This window comes from Palleronia aestuarii (assembly GCF_003253995.1).
Lineage (GTDB): Bacteria > Pseudomonadota > Alphaproteobacteria > Rhodobacterales > Rhodobacteraceae > Palleronia > Palleronia aestuarii.
Genome location: NZ_QKZL01000010.1, coordinates 69401 through 94002, shown reverse-complemented (window position 1 = coordinate 94002; position 24602 = coordinate 69401). Strand labels below are relative to the sequence as shown.

Annotated in this window: 21 protein-coding genes; 11 read left to right on the top strand and 10 right to left on the bottom strand. The window is 67.7% G+C overall.

The features are described from left to right. Window positions 1-105: 105 nt before the first annotated feature. From LX81_RS12680 to LX81_RS12670, 3 genes are read right to left on the bottom strand one after another with little or no spacing between them, the layout of a single operon-like run. Window positions 106-1323 carry a c-type cytochrome gene (locus tag LX81_RS12680; protein ID WP_111537699.1) on the bottom strand — a complete coding sequence of 406 codons (1218 nt, stop codon included), beginning with the start codon at window positions 1321-1323 and terminating at the stop codon, window positions 106-108. Next, on the bottom strand, window positions 1320-3083 hold the full coding sequence (locus tag LX81_RS12675) for a GMC family oxidoreductase (RefSeq protein WP_111537698.1): 1764 nt from the start codon (window positions 3081-3083) through the stop codon (window positions 1320-1322). Before LX81_RS12675 ends, LX81_RS12680 begins: the two co-directional genes overlap by 4 nt. Continuing rightward, window positions 3080-3799: a gluconate 2-dehydrogenase subunit 3 family protein gene (locus tag LX81_RS12670; protein WP_111537697.1), complete on the bottom strand. Its 720-nt coding sequence runs from the start codon at window positions 3797-3799 to the stop codon at window positions 3080-3082. The genes LX81_RS12675 and LX81_RS12670 overlap by 4 nt, the downstream gene beginning before the upstream one ends. Window positions 3800-4253: 454 nt before the next feature. On the opposite strand from LX81_RS12670, the gene otsB reads away from it, so the two are divergent. Both otsB and LX81_RS12660 read left to right on the top strand, forming a co-directional pair. Beyond that, window positions 4254-5054, top strand: a complete 801-nt coding sequence (otsB, locus tag LX81_RS12665; RefSeq protein WP_111537696.1) for a trehalose-phosphatase — start codon at window positions 4254-4256, stop codon at window positions 5052-5054. Then, a complete protein-coding gene (locus tag LX81_RS12660) occupies window positions 5054-6445 on the top strand; it encodes an alpha,alpha-trehalose-phosphate synthase (UDP-forming) (RefSeq protein WP_111537695.1) in 1392 nt (463 codons plus the stop codon). Before otsB ends, LX81_RS12660 begins: the two co-directional genes overlap by 1 nt. 39 nt (window positions 6446-6484) lie before the next feature. Here LX81_RS12660 and LX81_RS12655 read toward each other — a convergent pair whose 3' ends face one another. Next, the gene (locus LX81_RS12655; protein ID WP_111537694.1) at window positions 6485-8041 is read right to left on the bottom strand and encodes a hypothetical protein; all 1557 of its coding nucleotides are present in this window, start codon (window positions 8039-8041) and stop codon (window positions 6485-6487) included. Between the two features lie 598 nt (window positions 8042-8639). Between LX81_RS12655 and hisC the strand changes: the two genes are divergently transcribed. Genes hisC through LX81_RS12640 form a run of 3 tightly spaced genes read left to right on the top strand, consistent with a single transcriptional unit; the run spans window position 8640 to window position 11490 of the window. Beyond that, on the top strand, window positions 8640-9731 hold the full coding sequence (gene hisC / locus LX81_RS12650) for a histidinol-phosphate transaminase (protein ID WP_111537693.1): 1092 nt from the start codon (window positions 8640-8642) through the stop codon (window positions 9729-9731). Next, window positions 9728-10645 carry a prephenate/arogenate dehydrogenase family protein gene (locus tag LX81_RS12645; protein WP_234822597.1) on the top strand — a complete coding sequence of 306 codons (918 nt, stop codon included), beginning with the start codon at window positions 9728-9730 and terminating at the stop codon, window positions 10643-10645. Before hisC ends, LX81_RS12645 begins: the two co-directional genes overlap by 4 nt. Continuing rightward, window positions 10642-11490, top strand: coding sequence for an extensin-like domain-containing protein (locus LX81_RS12640; protein ID WP_111537691.1), 849 nt, complete (start codon window positions 10642-10644; stop codon window positions 11488-11490). Before LX81_RS12645 ends, LX81_RS12640 begins: the two co-directional genes overlap by 4 nt. Here the strand turns inward: LX81_RS12640 and LX81_RS12635 are convergent. Continuing rightward, complete coding sequence (locus LX81_RS12635; RefSeq protein ID WP_111537690.1) at window positions 11478-13385, bottom strand: AMP-binding protein; 1908 nt, start codon at window positions 13383-13385, stop codon at window positions 11478-11480. The genes LX81_RS12640 and LX81_RS12635 overlap by 13 nt on opposite strands. Window positions 13386-13560: 175 nt before the next feature. Here LX81_RS12635 and LX81_RS23135 point away from each other — a divergent pair, with 175 nt between their 5' ends. Beyond that, window positions 13561-13686: a hypothetical protein gene (locus LX81_RS23135; RefSeq protein ID WP_272939482.1), complete on the top strand. Its 126-nt coding sequence runs from the start codon at window positions 13561-13563 to the stop codon at window positions 13684-13686. A gap of 48 nt (window positions 13687-13734) precedes the next feature. Here LX81_RS23135 and LX81_RS12630 read toward each other — a convergent pair whose 3' ends face one another. The 3 genes from LX81_RS12630 to LX81_RS12620 all read right to left on the bottom strand — a co-directional run bounded on the left by LX81_RS12630 (window position 13735) and on the right by LX81_RS12620 (window position 16592). Then, window positions 13735-16014, bottom strand: coding sequence for an NADP-dependent malic enzyme (locus LX81_RS12630; RefSeq protein ID WP_111537689.1), 2280 nt, complete (start codon window positions 16012-16014; stop codon window positions 13735-13737). Between the two features lie 60 nt (window positions 16015-16074). Then, window positions 16075-16296: a DUF3072 domain-containing protein gene (locus tag LX81_RS12625; protein ID WP_111537688.1), complete on the bottom strand. Its 222-nt coding sequence runs from the start codon at window positions 16294-16296 to the stop codon at window positions 16075-16077. A gap of 65 nt (window positions 16297-16361) precedes the next feature. Further along, window positions 16362-16592 carry a DUF3072 domain-containing protein gene (locus LX81_RS12620; protein ID WP_111537687.1) on the bottom strand — a complete coding sequence of 77 codons (231 nt, stop codon included), beginning with the start codon at window positions 16590-16592 and terminating at the stop codon, window positions 16362-16364. An 83-nt stretch (window positions 16593-16675) separates the two neighbouring features. Between LX81_RS12620 and LX81_RS12615 the strand changes: the two genes are divergently transcribed. The 5 genes from LX81_RS12615 to upp are packed head-to-tail and all read left to right on the top strand — an operon-like array spanning window position 16676 to window position 21168. Further along, window positions 16676-17089 carry a cytidine deaminase gene (locus LX81_RS12615; protein ID WP_373280284.1) on the top strand — a complete coding sequence of 138 codons (414 nt, stop codon included), beginning with the start codon at window positions 16676-16678 and terminating at the stop codon, window positions 17087-17089. Further along, entirely contained in the window at window positions 17086-18390 is a 1305-nt protein-coding gene (locus LX81_RS12610) for a thymidine phosphorylase (RefSeq protein WP_111537686.1), read from the top strand. Before LX81_RS12615 ends, LX81_RS12610 begins: the two co-directional genes overlap by 4 nt. Next, window positions 18387-19562, top strand: a complete 1176-nt coding sequence (locus tag LX81_RS12605; RefSeq protein ID WP_111537685.1) for a phosphopentomutase — start codon at window positions 18387-18389, stop codon at window positions 19560-19562. The genes LX81_RS12610 and LX81_RS12605 overlap by 4 nt, the downstream gene beginning before the upstream one ends. A gap of 11 nt (window positions 19563-19573) precedes the next feature. After that, window positions 19574-20539 (top strand): adenosine deaminase, encoded by a 966-nt coding sequence (locus LX81_RS12600; RefSeq protein ID WP_111537725.1) that lies wholly within the window; start codon window positions 19574-19576, stop codon window positions 20537-20539. After that, the gene (gene upp / locus LX81_RS12595) at window positions 20536-21168 is read left to right on the top strand and encodes a uracil phosphoribosyltransferase (RefSeq protein WP_111537684.1); all 633 of its coding nucleotides are present in this window, start codon (window positions 20536-20538) and stop codon (window positions 21166-21168) included. Before LX81_RS12600 ends, upp begins: the two co-directional genes overlap by 4 nt. 7 nt (window positions 21169-21175) lie before the next feature. Here the strand turns inward: upp and LX81_RS12590 are convergent, their stop codons facing one another. Continuing rightward, window positions 21176-22192, bottom strand: coding sequence for a hypothetical protein (locus LX81_RS12590; RefSeq protein ID WP_111537683.1), 1017 nt, complete (start codon window positions 22190-22192; stop codon window positions 21176-21178). 204 nt (window positions 22193-22396) lie between these two features. Then, the gene (locus LX81_RS12585) at window positions 22397-24595 is read right to left on the bottom strand and encodes a 3-hydroxyacyl-CoA dehydrogenase NAD-binding domain-containing protein (protein ID WP_111537724.1); all 2199 of its coding nucleotides are present in this window, start codon (window positions 24593-24595) and stop codon (window positions 22397-22399) included. Between the last annotated feature and the right edge of the window lie 7 nt (window positions 24596-24602).

Below are 24602 nucleotides of genomic sequence, written 5' to 3'. Positions count from 1 at the left end.
TCGGCCCGCCGGGGGCGGGAACTTCCGGAAGTCACGACCTCCCGGCCGTAGCCTCCGTCAGTGTCCGGGTTCCCGGAAGTCCCCGTCGGGCAACCTGTAGAGCGCTCACCTGATATCGGCCACCGTATCGGCATCGACGGGGGAGGCGGCGTTGCCGAACGCGTTGCGGACATAGGTCGTGACGGCGGCCACGTCCTCGTCGGTCAGCTTCCAGTCGAAGGCCGGCATGGCGTGCGGCGTCGGATACGCGTCGGTCGGGACGGACCGCGCGCCCTCGAGTACCATCCTGACCACGGTCCGTGGGTTCGAGGATTGCACCAGCGAGGATCCCGCGATGGCGCCGAACTGGTTCTCGATGCCGTCGCCCTCGATCCCGTGGCAGGCCGCGCATTGCGTGGCGTAGATATCCTCGCCCTGCGTCATCGTCGGATCGTCCGCGGCAAGCGCTTCCGGCGCCTCCGCGTCGACCGCGTCGAAGGGCAGGTCCTTCACGTAGGTCACGACGGCCTCGAGATCGTCGTCGGTGAGCCAGCGCGTCGACAGGTCGACCACTTCGGCCATCGGGCCGAAGGCCGCCGTTCGCCCGTTGCGCCCGTGGCGCAGGAAGTCCGCCAGCTCCTCTTCGCTCCAGTCGCCGAGACCCTCGCCGCCCGTGCCGTCGCGCAGGGAGGGCGCGAACCAGCCTTCGATCACCCCGCCGGTATAGCTTTGCGCGCCGTCCTTCTCCGCGCCCGCGATGTTGCGGGGCGAATGGCAGGCCGAGCAATGCGCGAGCCCCTCGACGAGGTACCGCCCGCGATTCCAGGTGTCGGACTTGTCGGCGACGGGCGCGAGCTCGCCCTCCTCGAAGAACAGCATGTTCCAGCCGCGCATGGCGGTCCGCACGGAGAGGGGCCAGGGAATATCGGCCTCGGGCACACGGTCGCGCACCGGATCGACGGTCTGCAGATAGGCATAGATCGCGTCGGTATCGTCCCGCGTGACGTAGGTGAAATGCGTGTAGGGGAAGGCTGGATAGAGACGCGTGCCGTCGGGGCGGATGCCTCGGGACATCGCGGTGTGGAAATCGTCCGCGGTCCAGTCGCCGAGGCCCGTGTCCTCGTCGGGCGTGAGGTTCGCGGCATAGATCGTCCCGAACGGCGTGGGCAGCCCCAGCCCGCCGGCATAGGGCGCGTCCTCCTCGACCGTGTGGCACGCGGCGCAATCGCCGATCCGCGTGAGATAGAGGCCGCGCTCGATCGTCGACCAGGTATTGGCGTCCTGCGCGACGGCCGCGGCGGGCAGGGCGGTCGCGAGGCAAAGGGCGGAGAGATGTGTCTTCATGCCTGCACCAACGGTCCGGGATCGCGGAGATAGCGTTCGCGAACGGCCTGCATCGAGTGATAGGCCAGCGCCGCGACGGTTCCGGTCGGGTTGTAGCCGGGGTTCTGCGGGAAGTTGCCCGCCCCCATCAGGAACAGGTTGGGCAGGTCCCAGCTCTGGTTGTACTTGTTGGTCACGCTGTCGGTGGGCGTCTCGCCCATGATGTGGCCGCCCGTATTGTGCGTCGTCTGGTAGGGCGCGATGTCGTAGGGCACCTTCATCTCGCTCACCTTGACCTCGCGGCCGCCCATCGCCCGCGCGATCCCGGCGACCTTCTCGGTCAGGTGCGCCGACATGGCGATCTCGTTGGGCTTGTAGTCGAAGGTCAGCCGCATGAGCGGCCGGCCATAGGCGTCCTTGTAGGTCGGATCGAGGTCGAGGTAATTGCCCCGGTGGCTCATCACCGCCCCGTGCGCGCCCACGCCGATCGTGTGGTTGTAGTTCTCGCGCACGGCCTTCTTCCAGCCGGCGCCGAATTTCGGGGTGCCCTCGGGGACCGGATGGTGTTCGATCGGCCGGCCATTCGTCTGCCACTGCGCGATGTAGCCGCCGCCGATGAAGCCGAGACCGGTATGGTCGAAATTGTCGCCGTTGAACTCGTCGATCACCTGACCGAGCGCGCCTGCCCCGATATAGGGGTTCACGGCGAAATCGTCGTAGAAGACGTCCGCGCCCGACATCGCCTGGTAGGCGTAGTTGCGCCCGACATTGCCGCGGCCCGTGCTGGGATCGTAGGGCTCGCCGATCTGCGATTGCAAAAGCAGGTTCACGTTGTGGGTGATGTAGGTGCAGAGAACCACCATCTGCGCCGGCTGGAAGTATTCCTGCCCCTCGGAATCGATATAGGTGACGCCGGTTGCCCGCGTGTTCTGGGCGTCCTTCTCGACCCTGAGCACCATCGCGCCCGTCCGGAGCGTGAAGTTGTCCCGCCGCATCAGGGCCGGGACGATCGTGGTGAGCGCCGTGGCCTTGGAATAGTTGCCGCAGGCGTATTTCTCGCAGAACCCGCAATAGGAACAGGGGGCGAGCTGCACGCCGAGAGGGTTGGTGTAGGCCTGGCTCATGTTGGCCGAGGGGCCGGGGAAGGGCTTGTAGCCGAGCTCCCGCGCCGCGGCCGCGAACTTCAGCGGCGCGGCCACCATCTCCATCGGCGGGTTCGGATATTCGCTCGACCGCGCGCCCTCGAACGGGTTGCCGCCCTCCTGGATCTCGCCGTTGAGGTTTCCGGCCTTGCCGGAGATCCCGCAGATCTTGTCGAACGTGTCGTAATGCGGCTCGAGCTCGTCATAGGTGACGCCCCAATCCTGCACCGTCATGTTCTCGCCGAAGATCCCCTCGCCGTAGCGTTCGAGGTTGTGGCTGCGCGCCTGGAAGTCCGATGGCAGGAACCGCCAGGCCTGCCCGTTCCAGTGGGTGATCGAGCCGCCCACGTTGGTGCCGGGCAGGAAGGAGCCCAGCATCCGCATCGGCAGCGCGCTCTGGTCCGTGGTGTTGCGGAACGTCAGCGTCTCGCGCGACAGGTCCTCGAACAGCTCGTCGCGGTAGCGATAGCGGACCTCGTCCTGGGCGTTGTTCACCGCGTAATCGGTGGAGGTATCGGCCCAGACGCCGCGTTCGAGCGCGAGCACGTCGAGCCCTTCGAGCGTCAGTTGCTCGGCCACGATGGCACCGGTCCAGCCGAAGCCCACGATGACCACGTCGCGTTCGGGAAGCGTCTTCATTGCGTCAACCTCCCGCCGACGGAGACCGGCTCGAAGGTCAGGGGCTTGCCGCCATGATCGACCCATGGCCGGTAATCGTAGCGGGCTCCGGGAAATCCGATCATGCGCCACGCCTCCATGTTGCGGTTTCCGCCATGTACAGGGTCCCCGAAATAGCCCTCGAGCGTGTTCTGCCAGAGCGTGTCGAAGAAGGTCTTGCCGTCGGTATGCTCCAGGTCTCCCGCGCCTTCCGACAGGTTGGTGAGCAACTCGTCCTGGTCCTCAGGCGAGAGATCGACGAAGTCGGGCTGACCGGCCTGCGAGAGGCCGGCCCGGATATCGGCGATGGCCTGCCGGTAGAGCAGGGCGGGCGCCTCGGCCTGATAACCCTGCGTGGGCAGTCCGTCCTCGAACGGCCCCTCCATGTAGTAGATCTCGCCCCGGCCGTAGAAGCCGGCCAGTTGCGCGTCGATGAAATCGACGACACCGAGTTCGGAGGCAGAGGGGAACTCGTCGGCGGGGATCAGGCGATCGACGGCGGCGGTCACGAAGGCGCGCTCCTCATCGTCGAGGAAACGGGCCGCGGGATCGAAGGCGTTCGGGGGGACCGCTTCCTTCGGATGCCAGGGAACCGCGCCGCTGTACTCGCGCGCAAACACGGGGAGCGTGATCGCCAGGGACGATATTCCCGCGAGAAATCCGCGGCGGGAGGATCTGCCAAAATGTCGATCGATCATCGTCGTCGTACCTCCCGGTTCATTTCACATCTCTGTTACCCTACGTCATCACACCCCATCGGTTCCACCTTGAATGTCCGCGATGTCTTGTCGCCCGGTGTCATCCGGCCATGTCGCGGACCGGCGGGATCGGGCGTGACGGTCCCATTCCCCCTTTTAATCAGGCCGTGACGGGGTGGTTGTCCCCTGGGAAGGGGCCGTCCAGAAAAGATCCCTGCGATCCCTGAATGGGCAGCTTCCGAACTGCCACGGACGCTGAGGAAGACCTCGATCCGGCCCGCGCATCAGGGAGTTTCCCGCGCCGTCTGCACCCGGGTTCCGGCGTCCCGAAGAAAGACCCCCGCGGTTGCGGCAACGGCACCGAACGCTCGCGGCGTACAAATGTGTACCGGGCCATTCCGGTGAGAACATAAACGCCCGAACCGCGTTGAGGTTGTGCAACAAGGAGAAGGCAATGGAAGAGTTCCGACGGCGAGATGCCAATGGCGGTCCAGCGGAGCGGACGTCGACACCGCACTTCGAGCCCTTGGATCTGCCGGATCTCGATCGCACGGCCCTCTTTCTCGATTTCGACGGCACGCTCGTGGAGATCGCGGCCAGGCCCGATGCGGTCGAACTCCCCCCCGGAACCGAAACCCTCCTCGCCCGGCTTCGGGCCGCGTCCGGAAACGCCACGGCCATCGTCTCCGGACGGGGACTGGCGGATCTGGAGCGAATGCTGCCGGATTACGACGGCATCCTCGTCGGCTCCCACGGCGCCGAACGGCGCATCGAGGGCAAGCGATCGGTCGTGGATCACGGGCAGGGCGATACGCTGCGCACCGTGCGCGACGAGCTCGCCGCGTGGACGGACCGGAACGACGGCCTCCTCCTGGAGGAAAAACCCGCGAGCCTCGTCCTGCATTACCGCGCCGCCCCCGATCGCGAGGCCGACTGCGCCGCGATGCTCGACGAGATGGCGCGGCATCTGACCGGCTTCGTCGTACGCCCGTCCAAGATGGCGCTGGAGCTGATGCCCGAGACCGTCTCCAAGAGCGACGCGGTGCGGCACCTGATGGAGACATGGCAGGGCCGCGTGCCGGTGGCGATCGGCGACGACCGGACCGACGAGGAGATGTTCGCGGTGGCCGACGAGCTCGGCGGTCTCGCGATTAAAGTCGGGGACGGCGACACCTCGGCCGCCTGCCGGGTCCCCGACGTCCCGGCCGTGCACGACACCCTCGCGCGCTGGGCCGACCGGGCGGAGGACGCCTGATGCCGGGCCGCCTCATCGTCCTGTCGAACCGCATACCGACCGAGGGGCCGCCCTCCGGCGGGCTGGTCGTGGCCCTGCACGAATTGCTGGCCGAACGCGGCGGTCTCTGGATCGGGGCCGCGAGCGATTTCGCTGACGAGCCGTCCGAGACCTTCCAGCCCGTCGCGGGCGAAGAGCGGTACGAGAAGGCGACCTTCGATCTGACCGAGGACGAACATGCCGATTACTATCTCGGCTACGCCAATTCCGTCCTCTGGCCGCTCTGCCATCACCGCACGGACCTCCTGGCGATGGAGCGCCGGTACGCGGACGGCTACCGCGCCGTCAACGCGCGGGTCGCGCGGATGCTGGCGCAGATCGTCGGGCCCGAGGACCGGATCTGGGTCCACGACTACCATTTCCTCCCGCTCGCGCTCGAATTGCGCCGGCTTGGTGTCGCGGCCCGTGTGGGGATGTTCTTGCACATCCCGTTCCCGGCCGCCGCCGACATCTCCGCTCTCACGGAGAGCGACGAGTTCTACCAGTGGTTCGCGGCCTTCGACCTCGTCGGATTGCAGACCGAGGCGGATGTCGCCCGCTGCCTCGATGCCTACCGGCGGCACCCGTCGGGCGAGATGCTGCTCGACGGCCGGGTGAAGCTCGACGGATCGATCTTCAAGGTCCGCTCCTTCCCCATCGGCATCGACGGCAAGACATTCGCGGACATCGCAAAGACGCCCCCCGCGCACGACCCGGTGCATATCCGGGCCGATGCGAGGCTGATCCTCGGCGTGGACCGGCTGGATTACTCGAAGGGCATTCCCCATCGGTTCCGCGGCTTCAGCACCTATCTCGCGCGCCGCGATCCCTGCTCGCCACGGGCCACCCTCCTGCAGATCACGCCGCCCTCGCGGGAATCGGTGATGGCTTACCAGGAGATCACGCGGGAGCTCGAGGCCCTGTCGGGACGCATCAACGGCCAGTACGGGGAGATCGACTGGACCCCGATCCGGTTCGTCGTGCGGTCCGTCCCGCGTGAAACGCTCGTGCCGCTCTACCGGATGGCGTCGGTGGGCCTCGTGACGCCGCTCGCCGACGGGATGAATCTCGTCGCGAAGGAATTCGTCGCCGCGCAGGATCCCGACGATCCGGGCGTCCTCGTCCTGTCGCGCGGGGCCGGGGCGGCCGAGCAGATGACCGACGCGCTGATCGTGAACCCCTACGACGCGGAGGATGTCGGCGATGCGATCGAGAAGGGACTGACCATGCCCCTCGAGGAGCGCCGCTCCCGCCACGCCGCGCTCATGGAGGTCGTCCGCAACACCGATATCTTCGAATGGGGGAACCGCTTCATCGACGCGCTGGGCGCCGTGAAGAAACCCGCCGCGCAGATGCGCGAAACGCCGGGCTGAAAGCCCCCCGGTCCGGGTCGAACCGAGCCGCGAGGGGCCTCAGTCCGCGCGCCCGCCGAGGGACGGCGTCGCGCAGATCTGCGCGAGGCGGTCCGGCGACAGGTCGAGGTCGCGGCCCTTCTCCCGGCACTCCTCCTCGGACCAATGGGCGTAGAACGTCGTTTCTGCATCCGGCGGATAGATCGTATTGAAATCGTCCCGATACGCGTAGGTGGTCAGCCCGCTCACCAGCAGCCCGGCCAGCATCGTCGCGGACAGCAGGGCCGTCACGACGGGGGCGCCACCCGGACGCGACAGGCGCGGGACGACCGCGTAGAGGCCAAGCGCCGCCAGCGTGGCCAGCGCCGGCCAGAGATCGAAGCGGTAGCGAAGCTCCACCGTCCCGTAGGAGAGGGTGAGCAGCGCCGCGCCGCCCGTCGCGGCGAGGAGCGCCACGAGGCGCCGGGGCATGTTCCTCGCGAAGAGCGCGGCCGCGGAAAGCGCGATCCACCCCGTCCAGAGCCACAGCATCCCGACCGTCGGCCCCCCGATCCGGATATAGCCCAGATCGGCCGTGGCCCGGCGATACGCGGCCTCGATCGCCCTGGACGTCGATCTCAGGAAATAGCCCGCGGGCATGTCGACGGTATAGAGTGCCAGGTTGGGCAGGATGCGCTGGACGTTGAACCGCCCGTGTTCGAGGAATGCCGACGCGCGGGGCGAGTCGGGTTCCTCGCGTCCCCAGAAGACCGGGCCGTAGCGTACGCTCGATGCGTCGTAGGAGCCGTGCACCGTCATCGCCGAGCCGAACCGCATCGCGTTGAAGCCCAGATAGCCGGCCCCGCCCGCCCCTAGGATCGCTATGGCGAGAAGCGCGGGCAGCACGGCGCGGCGGCGGTCGTTCCAGAGCGCGAGGCCGATCGCGATCATCGCGCCAAGATAGAGGCCGACGGCGACGTTCGGCCGGGCATGGAGTGCGAGCGCGGCGCAGATCGCGAGACCCGCGAGCGTCCAGCCCCAGGGCCGGCCCGAGAGCGCGATCCGGGTCCAGAGCAGGACGAACGCCCCGGTCACACCGTAGGCCAAAGCGATCGTCTCGTGGTAGAGCGACGGCCCCGCGGCGAGCAGCACGCCGGGGCTGCCGAACCAGACGACGAGCGCGAGAAGCCCCGCCCAGAGCGTCCGCGAACGGCTCTCCTCCGGCCAGAGACGCCGGGCAATATCGGCGAGCGCGAGATGGAAGCAGGCCGTGCCCGCGGCCGCCCAGAACCAGACCGACAGATGGGCCATCGAGACTTGCGGCAGCGGCCAGGCCCAACCAAGGGCGAACCGCGTCAGGAGCGGCGCGGGGCCGTGATAGAGATACCCCGTCCCGTCGGGCGCGTAATGGCCCTCGAAACGCAGGACGCGCACCGGCAGGTCGAACCGCCCGTCGAGGATCGCCAGATAATAGAGATCGTAAATATCGGCACCGAACGCGTCCTCCGTCGCGTGCGGCCCGATGCCGGTACCGAGGAGGGCATAGAAGAGCGCCCCCGCCGCGGCGATCGCCAGCGAGACCGCGCGGGCCCCGAAGATGCCGGCGCCCGCCGTCGAGACGGCGCTACTCCGTTCCATCGGACCCCGCCGATGACCGCGCCACCAGGCTCGCCCGGTCCGGCGACGCGAACCTCCGACGTTCTCGGCTATTGGTGGAATACGAGGCCCGATGCGGAAGGGCGGATGCGGATGCGTCGCGCGGAACGCCATGGCGTGGGAAGGTGTGGGGCAATCCGAGGCTCCGGGCGCAGTTGAATCTCGACGGTCTGGCCAATCCCGGCCGCGCATATAGCGGTTTCCCCCACCGCTCAAGCCGCTCCGATGAGGATGTCAGGGGAAGTCCGGTCCCCGTCGTGCAATCGCAGGATTTTCAAGCGGGTCGCGGCATTGGTGACGCGATCTTGGTCGGGCGACACATTCCGGGCGAATGTCGTAACCCGCGCCCGATGCGACGACCGCGCGCCGCATTCATTCCGCGCGCGCAACGTTCGCCCGTGTCGGCACATCCCGTGTACGCACGGTGTACGTTCGCCCGACACCTGCCGCACGCTGTCGGCACGCCCGCCGCACGCACGGTGCACGTCCCGCGCACGTTAACTGCACGCCTTGTGTACGCGCCTCCGATCTGGTCTCCACGGATGCGGACGGCTAGAACGGCGCGGAGAGAGGAACGTTCATGACCCACGCCATCGCCCCCAGATCCGGCATCCTGGACATCGCCCCCTATATCGGCGGCGCCAGCCATGCCGACGGCGTGGCCGAGATCGTGAAGCTCTCGAGCAACGAGAATCCGTGGGGCCCTCCCGCCTCCGCCGTCGCGGCGCTCGAACGCGCCGCCCGCACGCTCAACCGCTATCCGTCCACCGACCATCTCGCCCTCCGCACCGCCCTGGGCGAGGTGCACGATCTCGACCCCGGACGGATCGTCTGCGGGGCGGGAAGCGACGAGATCATCGCGCTCCTGTGCCAGGCCTATTCCGGTCCCGGCACCGAGGTGCTCCACACGCGGCACGGATTTTCCATGTACAAGATCAGTGCTTTGGCCGCCGGCGCGACGCCCGTCGACGTGCCGGAGACGGACCGCCGCGTCGACGTGGACGCGCTTCTGGGCGCGATGGGAAAGGCCACGCGGCTCGTCTTCGTCACCAATCCGGGCAATCCCACGGGCACGATGCTGACCCCGGACGAGCTCGTGCGCCTTGCCGACGGCCTGCCCGCCGATGCGCTCCTTGTTCTCGACGGGGCCTATGCCGAATATGCCGACGACGGCTACGACGGCGGCGCGGCGCTCGTGACGGAGCGGGAGAACGTCGTGATGACACGCACCTTCTCCAAGGCCTACGGCCTCGGCGGCCTGCGTGTCGGCTGGGCCTATGCCGCGCCCGACGTGATCGACGTGCTGAACCGAGTCCGCGGCCCCTTCAACCTGGGCGACCTCCAGCTCGCCGCCGCCGAGGCCGCCCTCCACGACCGCGACTTCGTCACCCGAACAGTGAGTGAAACCAAGAGGTTGCGGGGCTGGCTCGCAGAGGCTCTGGCAGCGCTGGGCATCCCCAGCGATCCCTCCAGCGCGAATTATGTCCTCGCCCGCCTCGCCGATCAGGCCGAGGCGGAGGCCTGCGAGGCGCATCTGAGGGCCGAAGGCCTCCTCGTGCGCAAGGTGGCAGGCTACGGCCTGCCCGAATGCCTGCGCATCACCATCGGCGACGAGGCCGCCTGCCGCCGCGTGGCCGACAACATCGCGCGGTTCCGGGGGCAGGGGGTGTGAGCCGGATCTATTCCCGCGTCGCCCTGATCGGGCTCGGCCTCATCGCGGGGTCGATGGCGCTCGCCATGCGCCGCGGCGGCCTCGTGGGCGAGATCGTCGGCACCGCGAAATCGGCGGAGACGCGCGAGGCGGCGGCGGCGCGCGGCCTCTGCGACAGGATCGTCGCGACCCCGGAGGAGGCGGTGACGGGCGCCGACCTCGTCGTCCTCGCCGTCCCCGTGGGCGTCATGGGCGAGATCGCCGAGGCGATCGGGCCGTATCTGGCGCCCGGCGCGACGCTGACGGATGTGGGCTCCGTGAAGCGCTCCGTGATGGAGGCGGTGGCACCGCACGTTCCGGACGGCGTCCACTTCGTCCCCGGACATCCCCTGGCAGGCACTGAGCGGTCCGGCCCCGATGCGGGCTTCGCCGAGCTTTTCGACAACCGCTATTGCCTGCTCATCGACGATGCGGCGGAGGCCGAGCCCCTCGCGCGGCTCACGCGGCTCTGGGAGGGCATGGGTGCGCGGGTGGAGGTAATGGACGCGGACCATCACGACCGCGTTCTCGCCGTGACGAGCCATACGCCGCACCTCATCGCCTACACGATGGTGGGCGTGGCCGACGATCTGAGCCGCGTGACGGACAGCGAAGTCATCCGTTACTCCGCCGCGGGCTTTCGCGACTTCACCCGTATCGCGGCGAGCGACCCGACCATGTGGCGCGACGTGTTCCTCAACAACCGCGATGCCACGCTGGAGATCCTGGGCCGCTTCACGGAAGAGCTCTTCGCCCTCCAGCGGGCCATCCGGAAGGGCGACGGCGATCATCTCCACGACTATTTCACCCGGACGCGCGCCATCCGTCGGGGTATCATCGAGGCCGGGCAGGACACGAACGCGGCCGATTTCGGACGGGGCTCGGGCAAGGCGTGAGGGCCGGGGCGCTCGCGGCGCTTCTGCTGCTGGCATTCGCCGGGCTCGCTGCGGCCGAGGCCCCGGAACGCTCCCCGCTGCCGCGATACCGACCCGGGCCCATCCTCTCCTTCCCGGAAGTCGAGACCACGGCCGACGCGATCGCGGAGACGGTCGCGCAGGTGATACGGCGGCGCGCGCCGTTCCCCGCCCGCGTCGTCGAGGGCGGGAGCGGCATCGGTCGCATCGCCCGCTCGCCCCGTCCCGAGAGCCGTCCGCAGAACGTGCGCCGCCGGGGCGCCGTCCGTCGCGCGGGCTTCCCGGTCGATCGGCAGGCGGGTCCGCATTCGATCTGCGGCGATCCCGAGATACTCGGCACCACGCTGCCCGCCATCCCCGGACGCATCGCCGGATGCGGCGTGGACGAGCCTGTCCGCCTCGTCTCCGTCGCCGGGCTCCGTCTCAGCCAAGCGGCGACGGTGGATTGCCGGACGGCCGGGGCGCTCAAGACCTGGGTGGAGGACGGGGTCGGGCCGGTGGTCGGGCGCCTGGGCGGCGGAGCGGTCGGATTGCGTGTCGTGGCCCATTATGCCTGCCGCCCCCGCAACAACGTGCCGGGTGCGAAGATCTCGGAGCATGGGCGGGGCCGCGCGATCGACATCGCGGCGATCCGGCTCAGGAACGGGGTCGAGATCAGCGTCCTCAAGGGATGGGAGGACGAACAGCACGGCCCGCTCCTGCATCAGCTTCACGAGGCGGCCTGCGGGCCCTTCGGGACGGTGTTGGGTCCTGAATCCGACGCGATGCATCAGGACCACTTCCACTTCGACACCGCCCGATATCGATCGGGCAGCTACTGTCGCTGACCCTCGGGCAGGGGATAGCCGATGGATGCGATCCGCTCCCGGATCTCGTCGAGGATCGCGGGATCGTCGATCGTGGCCGGCACCTTCACCGCACCGCCATCCGCGACGCCTGCGATCGTCGAGCGCAGGATCTTGCCTGAACGCGTCTTCGGCAGTCGCTCGACCACGACGGCGAGCTTGAAGGCCGCGACGGGGCCGATCCGGTCGCGCACGAGTGCGACGCATTCCGCGACGATTTCCGCCTCGGGCGTCGTGCATCCCGCCTTGAGCGTGAGGAACCCCATGGGAAGCTGCCCCTTCAGCGCGTCGGCGACGCCCACGACCGCGCATTCGGCCACATCGGGATGGGTCGTGAGGATCTCCTCCATCAAGCCCGTGGAGAGGCGGTGCCCGGCCACGTTGATCACGTCGTCGGTGCGCGCCATGATCCAGACATATCCGTCCGCATCGATCTTTCCGGCATCGCCGGTGGTGTAGTAACCGGGGAACCGTTCCAGATAGGCCTCCTCGAACCGTGCCCGGGCGTTCCAGAGCGTGGGCAGGCAACCCGGGGGCAGCGGCAGGCGGATCGCGATGGAGCCGAGCGTCCCCGGATCGGCTTCTCGCCCGTCATCGTCGAGGACGCACATATCGTAGCCCGGCATCGGAACGGTGGGAGAGCCGATCTTGACGGGCAGGACCTCGATCCCCGTGGGGTTGCCCGCGATCGTATATCCCGTCTCCGTCTGCCACCAATGATCGTAGACGGGCTTGCCCGTCTTCTCGCGGACCCATTCGATCGTGGCGGGATCGGCGCGTTCGCCCGCGAGGTAGATCGCATTGAGCTTCGACAGATCGTGTTTCGCCAGTTCCGCCGCCTCCGGATCGGCGCGCAGGATCGCGCGGAACGTCGTCGGCGCGGTGAAGAAGCTTTTCACCCCGTGATCCGAGATCACCCGCCAGAACGTGCCCGCATCGGGCGTGCCGATGGGCTTGCCCTCGAAAACGACCGAGGTGTTGCCGTGAAAGAGCGGCGCGTAGCAGATGTAGGAATGGCCGACGACCCACCCCACGTCGGAGGCCGCCCAGAAGACATCGCCCGGATCGACGTCGTAGATGGCCTTCATCGTCCAGTTGAGCGCCACAACATGCCCCCCGGTGAGGCGGACGACACCCTTGGGCCGCCCGGTCGTCCCAGACGTGTAGAGGATGTAGCAGGGATGGTCGCCCTCGACCGGCAGGCAGTCCGCGGGCTCCGCGTCCGACACGAAGTCGTGCCAGTCGTGGTCCCGCCCCGCGACGAGGTCGGCCTTCGCGGCGTCCCTTTGCAGCACGACGCAGAATTCGGGCTTCGCCTCCGCCTGATCGATCGCGGCGTCGATGAGCGGCTTGTAGGGGACCACGCGCGTGGGCTCGATCCCGCAGGAGGCCGCGAGAATGGCCTTCGGCCGGGCATCGTCGATCCGGATCGCGAGTTCGGACGCCGCGAAGCCGCCGAAGACGACGGAATGGATGGCGCCGATCCGGGTGCAGGCGAGCATCGCGACGATCGCTTCAGGCACCATCGGCATGTAGATGACGACGCGGTCGCCCTTCTCGATCCCTCGGGCGCGGAGCGCTCCGGCGAGCCGGGCACAGCTTTCCTGCAACTCGGCGAAGGTGATCCGCTCGATCGTCCCGGTGACCGCGCTGTCCCAGATCAGCGCCGCCTGCTCTCCGCGTCCGTCCGCGACATGCCGGTCGACGGCATTGTAGCAGGTATTGAGAAGCCCGTCGGCGAACCAGCCGGGATTCGTCGGATCGTCGGAGGCGCGGGCGCGTGTCGGGAACCTGTCCCAATGCACCTTTTCAGCCTGAGCCATCCACCAGCCGTCGGGATCGGCCTGCCAGTCCGCATAGACGTCCGCGTATCGCATCGTGATCTCCCTCCCTGACGTCATCTGATACACCGCACGAGGCGCGACCGACAAGCAAACCGGACGGACCGCCCGAAATCGACATCGCCGTCGAAAACGGACGGGCAGGGGCGGGCGGCACGCGACAGGCTTCACCCGGCGGCAGGACGCCGTTCCATCGAAAGGTCACGTTGCCATGGGCGACAAGAATCCGAAGAAGAAGATGAAGGAGCGCAAGCCCGCGCCGAAAGTCGAGGCCGCGGCGCCGGAGGCCCCGCGCGGCAAGACGAAGCCCGCCGCGAAGAAGAGCGCGTCTTCCTGATCCTTTAAGGACGAGCGTGGCGCGGGGATTCGCGCCACGCTCGCCGGATCAGCTGTACTCGGCGACCGGCGTGCCCGCGATGGCCGAGACGTTGAGGAGCCCCCGCGCAGTGATCGAGCTCGTCACGATATGGGCGCGGTTGGCCATTCCCATGAGGATCGGGCCGACCTCGAGCCCGCCCGCCTTCATCTTGAGGATGTTCCTGACCCCGGAGGCCGCGTCCGTATTGGCGAAGACGAGCACGTTCGCGGCGCCGGCCATCCGCGAATTGGGGAAGATCCGCGCGCGTAGTTCGGGATCGAGCGCCGCGTCGGCGTGCATCTCTCCCTCGTAGCAGAAACTGCGCTCCTCTTGGTCGAGAATCTCGAGCGCGGCCCGCATCCTGAGCCCCGTGTCACAGTCGAAATTGCCGAATTGCGAATGGGAGCAGAGCGCGATCTGCGGCACGATCCCGAAGCGCCGGACGTGCCTTGCCGCGCCGATCACCGTCTCGGCGATCTGCTGCGGTGAGGGAGAGGGATGGACATGGGTGTCCGCGATGAAGAGCGGGCCGTCCTCGAGAATCATCAGAGAAAGCGCGCCGACCGGATAGAGATCCTTCGTGCCGAGCACCTGATGGACGTAGTTGAGATGCCACAGATACTGCCCGAAGGTGCCGCAGATCATCGAATCGGCCTCGTCGCGGTGGACCATGACGGCGCCGATCGCGGTGGAGTTCGTGCGCATGATCGCCTTCGCGATGTCGGGCGTCACGCCCCGGCGCTGCATGATCTCGTGGTAGGTCCCCCAGTAATCGCGGTAACGCGGATCGTTCTCGGGATTGACGAGGTCGAAATCGCGGCCGGGCCGGATGGTGAGGCCCGCGCGTTCCGCGCGCTGCTCCACCACTTCAGGTCGGCCGATCAGGATGGGCTTGTCTGTCGTCTCCTCCAGCATCGCGTTGGCTGCCCGCAGGACGCGCTCGTCCTCGCCTTCGGCGAAGACTATCCGGCGTGCATTCTTGGCGGCCGCGTCGAAGACCGGGCGCATGATGAGGGCCGATTTGAAGACCGATCCGTCGAGCTTGCGCTTGTAGGCCGCGAGATCCTCGATCGGACGGGCCGCGACGCCCGATTCCATCGCCGCCTTCGCGACCGCGGAGGCCACGATGCCCATGAGGCGCGGATCGAAGGGCTTCGGGATCAGGTAATCGGGGCCGAAGCTCATCTGCTCGCCCTTGTAGGCCGCCGCGGCCTCCGCCGACGTGGTGATCCGGGCGAGCGCCGCGATCCCCTCGATGCAGGCGATCTTCATCTCGTCATTGATCGTCGTGGCGCCGACGTCGAGCGCGCCGCGGAAAATGAACGGGAAGCAGAGGACGTTGTTGACCTGGTTCGGGAAATCCGACCGCCCCGTGGCGATGAGTGCGCCGGGCGCCACCTCCCGCGCCTCCGTCGGATCGATCTCGGGATTGGGATTGGCGAGCGCGAAGATGATCGGGTTCTCGGCCATCTTCGCCACCATCTCGGGCTTCAGCACGCCGGGCCCGGACAGGCCGAGGAACAGATCCGCGCCGTCGATCACTTCTCCGAGGGATCGCGCGCCGCCGGGCTGGGCATAGGCGGCCTTCTGCGGGTTCATGTCCTCCTCGCGGCCCTCGTGGACGAGCCCGTGGATGTCGCAGAGCCAAACGTTCTCCCGTTTCACCCCGAGCTTCAGCAGCATGTCGAGGCAAGCGATCCCGGCCGCACCGCCGCCCGTCGACACGATCTTTAGCTCCTCGAAGGTCTTCTTCGCGACGCGCAGCGCGTTGGTGGCCGCGGCGCCCACCACGATCGCGGTGCCGTGCTGGTCGTCGTGGAAGACGGGGATGTTCATCTTCTCGCGGCAAATCCGCTCCACGGTGAAGCAGTCGGGCGCCTTGATGTCCTCGAGATTGATGGCGCCGAAGCTCGGCTCGAGCGCGCAGACGATCGCGGCGAGTTTCTCGGGATCCGTCTCGTCGATTTCGATGTCGAAGCAATCGATGTTGGCGAATTTCTTGAAGAGGACGGCCTTGCCTTCCATCACCGGCTTGGAGGCCAGCGCGCCGATGTTGCCGAGGCCCAGCACGGCGGTCCCGTTGGAAACGACGGCAACGAGGTTTCCGCGCGCGGTGTAGTCGCGCGCGGCTTCCGGATCGTCCTTGATCTCAAGGCAGGCTTCCGCGACCCCGGGAGAATAGGCCCGTGCGAGGTCGCGACCGTTCGCCATCGGCTTCGTGGCGCGGATCTCGAGCTTACCGGGCTTCGGATAGCGGTGATAATCCAGTGCCGCGGCCCTCAATGCGGCCTTTCGTTCTTCGTCCACGATCTTACCCTCCGACGCGCTTTTCCTCTCTAAAGCGCATCCGGACGGAATTGGCGAGACTCACGTGCCGCGGCCGGTCTTGCCCTGGAGTTCGTCGATCCGCTTGGAGGCGTCGCCCTTCGTCATGTCGGGGTCGAATTCCTCGCCGGCCTCCTCGCAGAGGGTCTTGAGATAGGACGCCTGCGCCCCGGTCATCGCCTCGCCACCGGTCGTCCATTCGTCGACCGGTTTGTCAGCATTGCCGGGAGCATCGCTCTTCGGGGTTTCGGTCGTATCATCCATATCGCACCCATCCGTTCTTGCAATGTTCTCAGTATCTAGTGCATGAGGCGAGATTGCCAAGCGGCTCACTCGCCGTTTTCGAGGGCCTCGATCCGTTCGGCCGCCTGTTCCTGGGTCAGGTTGCCGTCGAACGGCTCGTCGCGCGCCTCGCAGAGTTCGCGAAGTTTCGCGGCCTGCGCCTCGGTCATCGGCTCGTCGCTCGAGGGACTGTCGCCGGTCACCACGGCGCCCCCGATCGGAAGTTCCGCCGCGGCCATGGGATCGCCCTTCGTCTTCGGTTCGGTATCGTTGGCCATGTCACTCCTCCCGCATTGCCTTCTGGACAATGCCCGCCTCGTCGCGAGGGTTCCGCTTGCATGGCGTCCCGAGGGGGATCACCATGCGTCCCATGACGGACGACCTTCTCGATGCGGCCCGCGCGGTTCGCGAGCGTGCATACGCTCCCTATTCCGGCTTCCAGGTCGGTGCGGCGATCCTCGGTGCAGGGGGCGCGATCTATGTCGGCTGCAATGTGGAGAACGTGGCCTACCCTGAGGGGACCTGTGCCGAGGCCGGTGCCATCGCCGCGATGATCGCCGCGGGAGAGACGCGGATACGGGAGGTCGCGGTGATCGCCGATTCCCCCGACCCCGTTCCGCCCTGCGGCGGATGCCGGCAGAAGCTCGCCGAGTTCGCCGACGGCGACGTGACCGTGACGCTCGCCACGACGGGCGGCGCCACGCTCGTCACACGCGTCGCGGCGCTCCTTCCCGGCGCATTCGGGACAGGCCACATGGCGTCGTCCGGGACGTGATCGAGCTTCTGGGCGACCTGCGCGCGGGACGGACGCCCGGTCCGGACGCCCTCGCCGCATTCGCGCGCGGCCTCGCAGACGGGAGCATTTCGGATGCGCAGGCCGGGGCCTTCGCAATGGGGGTCTGCCGCGGGCCGGGGCTCGGGGCTGAGGGACGTGCGATGTTGACGCAGGCGATGGCGGAAAGCGGCGAGACACTCCGCTGGGACGTGCCGGGCCCGGTCCTCGACAAGCATTCGACGGGCGGCATCGGCGATCCCGTCTCCCTCGTTCTCGCACCGCTCCTCGCCGCGGCGGGATGCTACGTCCCGATGATCTCCGGCCGGGGCCTCGGCCATACCGGCGGCACGCTCGACAAGCTCGAGGCGATCCCTGGCCTTTCGACAGAACAGGATGGCACGGCCTTCCGGCGCGTGGTGGCGGAGGTCGGCTGCGCTATCGTCGCGGCGAACGCGGAAATCGCACCGGCCGATCGCCGCCTCTACGCCATCCGCGACATCACGGCGACGGTCGATCAGATCGACCTCATCACCGCCTCGATCCTGTCGAAGAAGCTCGCGGCGGGCCTCCAGGCGCTGGTCCTCGACGTCAAGGTCGGAACAGGCGCCTTCATGCTGACCCGCGAGGAGGCGGAAGCGCTTGGCCGCGCGCTTGTAGAAACGTCCCGTGCCGCGGGTTGTCCAGCCACCGCACTCCTGACCGCGATGGACGGCCCGCTCGCCCCGTCCGTCGGCAATGCCGTCGAGATCCGCGCGGTGATGGAGGTGCTGACCGGGCAGGCGACGGGCACCCCGCTCGAGGAGGTCGCGCTGGCGCTCGGGGCGGAGCTCATCGTTCTGGCGATGCCCCACCGGATGACGACAGATGTCCGGGAGGAGTTGATCGAAAAGCTTCGATCCGGCGCGGCGGCGGACCGGTTCGCCCGCATGGTTGCGACATTCGGCGGCCCGCGCGATTTCGCTGCCACCTGGGACACGGACCTGCCCACGGCTCCGGTCATCCGTGACGTGACGAGCACCACGGACGGGACACTCGTCGCTGTCGACGGACGCAGGCTCGGTGAGGCCGTCCTGCGTCTGGGTGGTGGCCGGCTTCGCCAGGGGAACGCGATCGACCCCGCCGTGGGTCTTGCGGACGTGGCGCAGCTCGGGGCGCCAGTCACACGCGGCGTGCCGCTCGCCCGCATCCATGCGCGAACCGAGGCGGAGGCGGACCGGGCGGAAGAGACGGTGCGTGCCGCCCTGACGGTCCGGATGGAGGCGATGGAGACCCCGCCGCTCATTCTGGAGCGCGTCGCGTGAGCCGGGCGATCCTCGTCGTCCTCGACAGCGTCGGTATCGGCGGGGCGCCCGATGCGGGAGATTTCGGCGATCGGGGCGCGAACACGGTCGGCCATATCGCAGAGGCGCTTGCCGGGTCCGACGCGCCCCTCCGCCTGCCCAATCTCGACGCCATGGGCCTCGGCGCGGCCGTGCGGCTGGCCTCGGGCCTCGATGCACCGGGCCTCGACGCGGTGCCGGACGGGCTCTGGGGTGCGGCGGAGGAAATCTCGCGCGGCAAGGACACGCCCTCGGGCCATTGGGAACTCGCGGGCGTCCCCGTTCCGTGGGACTGGACCTATTTTCCGGCCGGGGATCCGGCCTTCCCGCCGGAACTGTCGGCAAAGGTCGCGGCACGTGCCGGGACGGACGGCATCCTCGGCGATTGTCATGCATCGGGCACGCTCATCGTCGATCGGCTCGGGGCCGAGCACCTGCGGACGGGCTGGCCGATCTGCTACACCTCGACCGACAGCGTGTTCCAGATTGCGGCGCATGAAGAGGTGTTCGGTCTCGACCGGCTTCTCGATCTCTGCGCAACACTCGCGCCGGAACTCCACGCGATGAGGGTCGGGCGCGTCATCGCGCGGCCATTTACGGGAGAGGAGGGCGCGTTCATCCGGACGTCCAACCGCCGGGACTTCGCGATCGAGCCGCCCGCGCCGACGCTCTGCGACTGGGTGAGCGAGGCCGGTGGGGACGTCCATTCCATCGGCAAGATCCGCGACATCTTCTCGGGCCGCGGCATCGACACATTCGCCAAGGGGACGGACCGGGAGCTCTTCGACGCGCTGGCGGGGCGCATGGAGGCGGCGTCCGATGGCGGCCTGATCTTCGCGAATTTCGTCGAGTTCGACAGCGTCTACGGCCACAGGCGCGATCCGGCGGGCTATGCGCGGCATCTCGAATGGTTCGACGCGAAGCTTCCGGACCTGTGGCGTCGATTGCGGGCGGACGACCTTCTCGTCATCACCGCCGATCACGGAAACGATCCGACCTGGCGCGGCACCGATCATACCCGCGAGCGTGTGCCCGTCCTCGTCACGGGCGCCGGGACGGGAGAGATCGGGCATTGCGCCTTCGCCGATGTCGCGGCAAGCGTGGCCGCACATCTGGGCGTCCCGAATGCAGGCCCGGGAAGGAGCTTTCTGTGACCCTCGCCGCCATGCCGAAGATCGAGCTGCACCTCCATCTCGAGGGGGCGGCGCCGCCAGCCTTCATCCGGGGGCTCGCGCAGGAGAAGGGCGTCGATCTTTCGCGGATCTTCGACGAGCGCGGGCGCTATTCGTACAAGGGCTTCCGCGAGTTCCTCCGGGTCTACGAGGCGGCGGCCGGGATCCTGAGAACGCCGGAGGATTTCGCGCGGCTGACGCGGGTGGTCCTGTCGGAGAGCGCCGCGCACGGGGTGATCTATACGGAGATGTTCCTCTCGCCCGATTTCTGCGGCGGCCGCGATGTGGCGGCATGGCGGGAATACCTGCACGCGATCCGGGAAGCCGCCGCGGCCGCGGATCGGGAGGAGGGGATCGCGATGCGCGGCATCGTCACCTGCATCCGTCATTTCGGTCCGGAAAAGGCGCGGCAGGCCGCGCTTTGCGCGGCTGAGACGGCAGGGGATTTCGTCACCGGCTTCGGCATCGCCGGCGACGAACGTATGGGGGCTTTGCGCGACTTCGCATGGTCGTTCGACTTGGCGCGAGAGGCAGGGCTTCGGCTGACCGCCCATGCTGGCGAATGGGAGGGGCCGAGTTCGGTGCGGGACGCGGTCGCGCTGGGGGTCGCGCGGATCGGGCATGGGGTGCGCGCGATCGAGGATCCCGCGCTCGTGGACCGACTGGCCGAGGACGGGATCACGCTCGAGGTTTGTCCGGGATCGAACGTCGCGCTCGGGATCTACGGCTCGTTCCGGGAGCATCCGGTCGAGCGGCTGCGTGCCGCGGGGGTGCCCGTCACGATCTCCACCGACGATCCGCCCTTCTTCCACACGGACATGGCACGTGAATACGACCAATTGGCCGAGGCGTTCGAGTGGGACGACGAAATCTTTTTGGAGATTGCCCGGACATCCGCGCGGGCGGCCTTCTGCGACGACGCCACGAGGGAGAAGCTGTTGAAAAGGATCACCGCATGAGCGAGCACCTGACGATCGTGGATCACCCGCTGGTCCGCCACAAACTGACGATCATGCGCGACCGGGAGACGCCGACGGCCGTTTTCCGGCAACTCCTGCGGGAAATCAGCCAGCTTCTGGCCTACGAGGTGACGCGGAACCTGCCGATGACGACGCGGCGGATCGAGACGCCGATCATGCCGATGGACGCACCTGCACTCGCCGGTCGCAAGCTCGCGCTCGTCTCGATCCTGAGGGCGGGGAACGGCCTGCTGGACGGGATGCTCGAACTCATCCCGTCCGCCCGGGTGGGCTTCGTGGGACTCTATCGCGACGAGACGACGCTCGAGCCGGTGGAATACTACTTCAAGGTTCCGACGGAACTTGCCGAGCGGGTGGTGATCGCGGTCGATCCGATGCTCGCCACCGGCAATTCCTCTGCCGCCGCCGTGGAACGGCTGAAGCGTGCTGGGGCAAGGGACATCCGCTTTCTTTGCCTCCTTGCCGCCCCTGAGGGCGTGGCGCGGATGCGGGAAGCGCATCCCGACGTGCCGATCGTGACCGCCGCGCTCGACGAACGGCTGAACGAAAAGGGCTTCATCGTGCCCGGTCTCGGCGATGCGGGGGACCGCATGTTCGGCACGATCTGATCCCGCGTCATCCTTCGCAGACACTTTGCAGGGCGACCCAGTCACGATCCGACAGGACCGGTCGGGCGGGATCGGAACTGGGCGGATCGCTTTCGAGGAGCGTGGTCGCGTATGTCTGGTCGCGGTTCAGGATCGTGAGAGCGTAGGGTGCGGCACCGAGGCCGGCATCGGTGAACGCATCGAGCAACGGTCGGATCGGACCGTGCGGTGGTGACGACGACAGAAGATCGTTGACATAGGAGCGGATGAGTGCGTCGGAGGTCTCGCCCGTGGCGAGCAATCTCGTGACGGACCAAATACTCGCGTGATCGATGAGAGCATCGATCGGGTCGGTTTGGGCAATGCGGAGCCGTTCTGCAAGGATATGGCCCGCGACCACTTCGGGATCATCTTCCTGCTCGATGAGATCGGAACTGATGACGGTGATGCCGCCGGGAAGGGTGATGACGTTGTCGAACGATCCGCCAAGAACCACGATCCGGTCGCCGGCCTGTCCGAGCGCCCGGCGCGACAGACGTGCAAGGGGTCCACGCGCTTGAGGCGCGGCGCAGACCGGACCGATCCGATCCGCCAGAACCTTCGTGAGCTTCACTCCCAGCTCGTCGCTGACGGCAGGTGGGATCGAGGAGGCCGCGGAGCGTTCGATCGCTGCCGGTGCCCATAGGGCTGCCGCGAACAAGGCGGCCCCCGCCATCCACAGGAATGCCCCACGGCGTCGAGACGTTGCCCGGTCGCGGCGGGACAGAGCACGCTGGATGCGGGAAATCGCTTCGATCATCGGCTCGTCGTCAATCTCGATTTCCTCCCGCGCATCGAGCCCCGGCGCGAACCGGGCGGGGTGAGAACCCGGATTGCGGCGTATCACCGCCGGCAGGGACCAATGCGCGAGCGGACGATCCTTCCCGTCCAGGATGGCGAGCGTCGCCTCACCGAAGGACACGACGACATCCCGGTCCTCCCGCGACGTCATCCGACGCCAGATCGCCGGCGCTTCGAGGCGATCGTATTCTTCGAGAACCGTCATCTCGCCGCGATGAGACTCATTTCCTGAGGAGCTACATCCGCAAGTTGAATATCGCGCGACCTTCCTGGGTCAAGGTTTCTCGATGATCCGGGGAGGTGCGTACGCAACTTCAACGGTCTCGAAGTTCCTCGCGACAGGCCCGGCGCGAGGCGGCAATCCCTCCCGGCGGGAAGAGGCACGACTGCGCCAGCCATGGCGTCCGCATCAGGCCGCGGCGGCCCCGTCGCCGAACCGCTCGTAGAACGTTCCGTCTGACGCGGCCATCCCGCGCAGGATTTCGGGGCAGGCGAAGCGTTCGCCCAATTCCGTCTCGAGCGTCTCGCAAATCTCGACGGCCCGCGGAGCGCCGATCATGTCGAGCCAGCCGAACGGGCCCCCGGACCAGGGTGCGAAGCCCCAGCCCAAGATCGCGCCCACATCGCCTTCGCGAATGTCTTCGAGCACGCCCGTCTCGAAGGCGCGGACCGCCTCAAGCACCTGTGCCATCATTAGGCGCTGCTGCACGCGGGAGAGGTCGGGCTGTTCCTGCGCGCGCGGGAAACGTTCGGCGAGACCGTCCCAGAGCCCCTGCCGCTTGCCGCCCTCATCGTAGGCGTAGAAGCCCGCTTGCGCCTTCCGGCCAAGACGCCCCGCGTCCGCCATCCAGAAGAGCACGTCGTCGACCGCCCCATCGGGATAATTGTCTCCCATCGCGGCCCGCGTGGCCTTGGCGATCTTCACGCCGAGGTCGATCGATGTCTCGTCGATGAGTTGCAACGGCCCGAGCGGAAATCCCAGAAGCTTCGCGGCGTTCTCGACGAGCGCCGGCGCGACCCCCTCGGCGACCATCCGGACGCCCTCGTTAATGTAAGGGATGATGCAGCGATTGGCGTAGAAAAAGCGGGCATCGTTGACGACGATGGGCGTCTTGCGAATTTGCCGGACGAAATCGAGCGCCTTGGCCACGGCGACATCGCCCGTCTCCGCGCCCTTGATGATCTCCACGAGCATCATCTTGTCGACCGGGCTGAAGAAGTGGATGCCGATGAACCGGTCGGGCCGTGCGCTTGCACGGGCGAGATCGCCGATGGGCAGCGTCGAGGTATTAGTCGCGAAGACGGCCTCTGCCCCGACGGCCTCCTGGACCGCCTGCGTGACTTCCGCCTTGATCGCGGGATCCTCGAACACCGCTTCGACGATCAGATCGCATCCGTCGAGCGCCGCGGTGTCGGTCGTGGCGGTGATCCGTCCGAGTACCTCCGCCTTCTTTTCTTCGGTCACCTTGCGACGCTGGATCCCTTTATCGAGAAGCCCTTCGGCATGGGCCTTGCCGCGATCCGCCGCCGCCTGCTCGCGATCAAGGAGCACGACCTCGATGCCGGTATTGGCCGCGACATAGGCGATACCGGCTCCCATCATCCCCGCGCCAAGGACCCCAAGCCGGTGGACCGCCTGATCGGGGGCGTCGGGGCGGTTCGCGCCCTTCTCGAGCGCCTGCTTGTTCAGGAAGAGCGACCGGATCATCGCGGCCGAGGAGGGGTTTAGAAGGACGGAAGTGAAATGCCGCGCCTCGATCCGTAGCGCCGTGTCGAAGGGGACGAGCGCGCCTTCGTAGATCGCGGAGAGGAGTGCCTTCGCCGCAGGATAGACGCCCTTCGTCTTACCGCCCACCATCGCGTTCGCGCCCACGAAGGTCATGAAACCTTGCGGAGTGTAGGGGGCGCCGCCGGGCATCTTCCATCCCTTCTCGTCCCAGGGCTTGACGATATCGGAGCCGCTTGCCTCACGCACCCAAGCCTTCGCCCGCTCGACGAGTTCATCCGCCGGGACGACCTCGTCCACGAGGCCTGCGGAACGTGCCTTCGCGGGCTCGAACATCCTGCCCTCGAGCAGGATCGGGGCAGCTGCCATGATGCCCAGCATCCGGCTGACGCGCGTTGTGCCGCCCGCTCCGGGGAACAGGCCCACGAGGATTTCGGGTAGGCCGATCCGGGCGCGCGGCGCGTCGGTCATGAACCGGCGGTGGCAGGCCAGCGCGATCTCCGTCCCGATGCCCGCGCAGGTCCCGTTGATCGCGCAGGCCACGGGCTTGCCGCCGCGGTTGCGCTCGTCCATCCCGGCGCGTTCGAGCTTGCGGAGGATGCGATGGCCATTCATCGTGAACTCGAAGAGCGCCTGCGCAGGATCTTCCCCCGCCTCCTCGCGGATCCGCGACAGGACGCCCAGATCCATTCCGCCCGCGAATTCCTTCTTGGCGGAGGTGATGACGATCCCCTTGACCGCGTCGTCGGAAAGCGCCGCGTCGATCAGGCCCTCGACAACCTCGAACGCCTCCCGCGTGAGCACGTTCATCGAGCGTCCCTCGGCGTCCCAGGAGATCACCGCGATCCCGTTCGCGTCGGTCGTCATCGTGAAGTCGGCCATGTTGTCC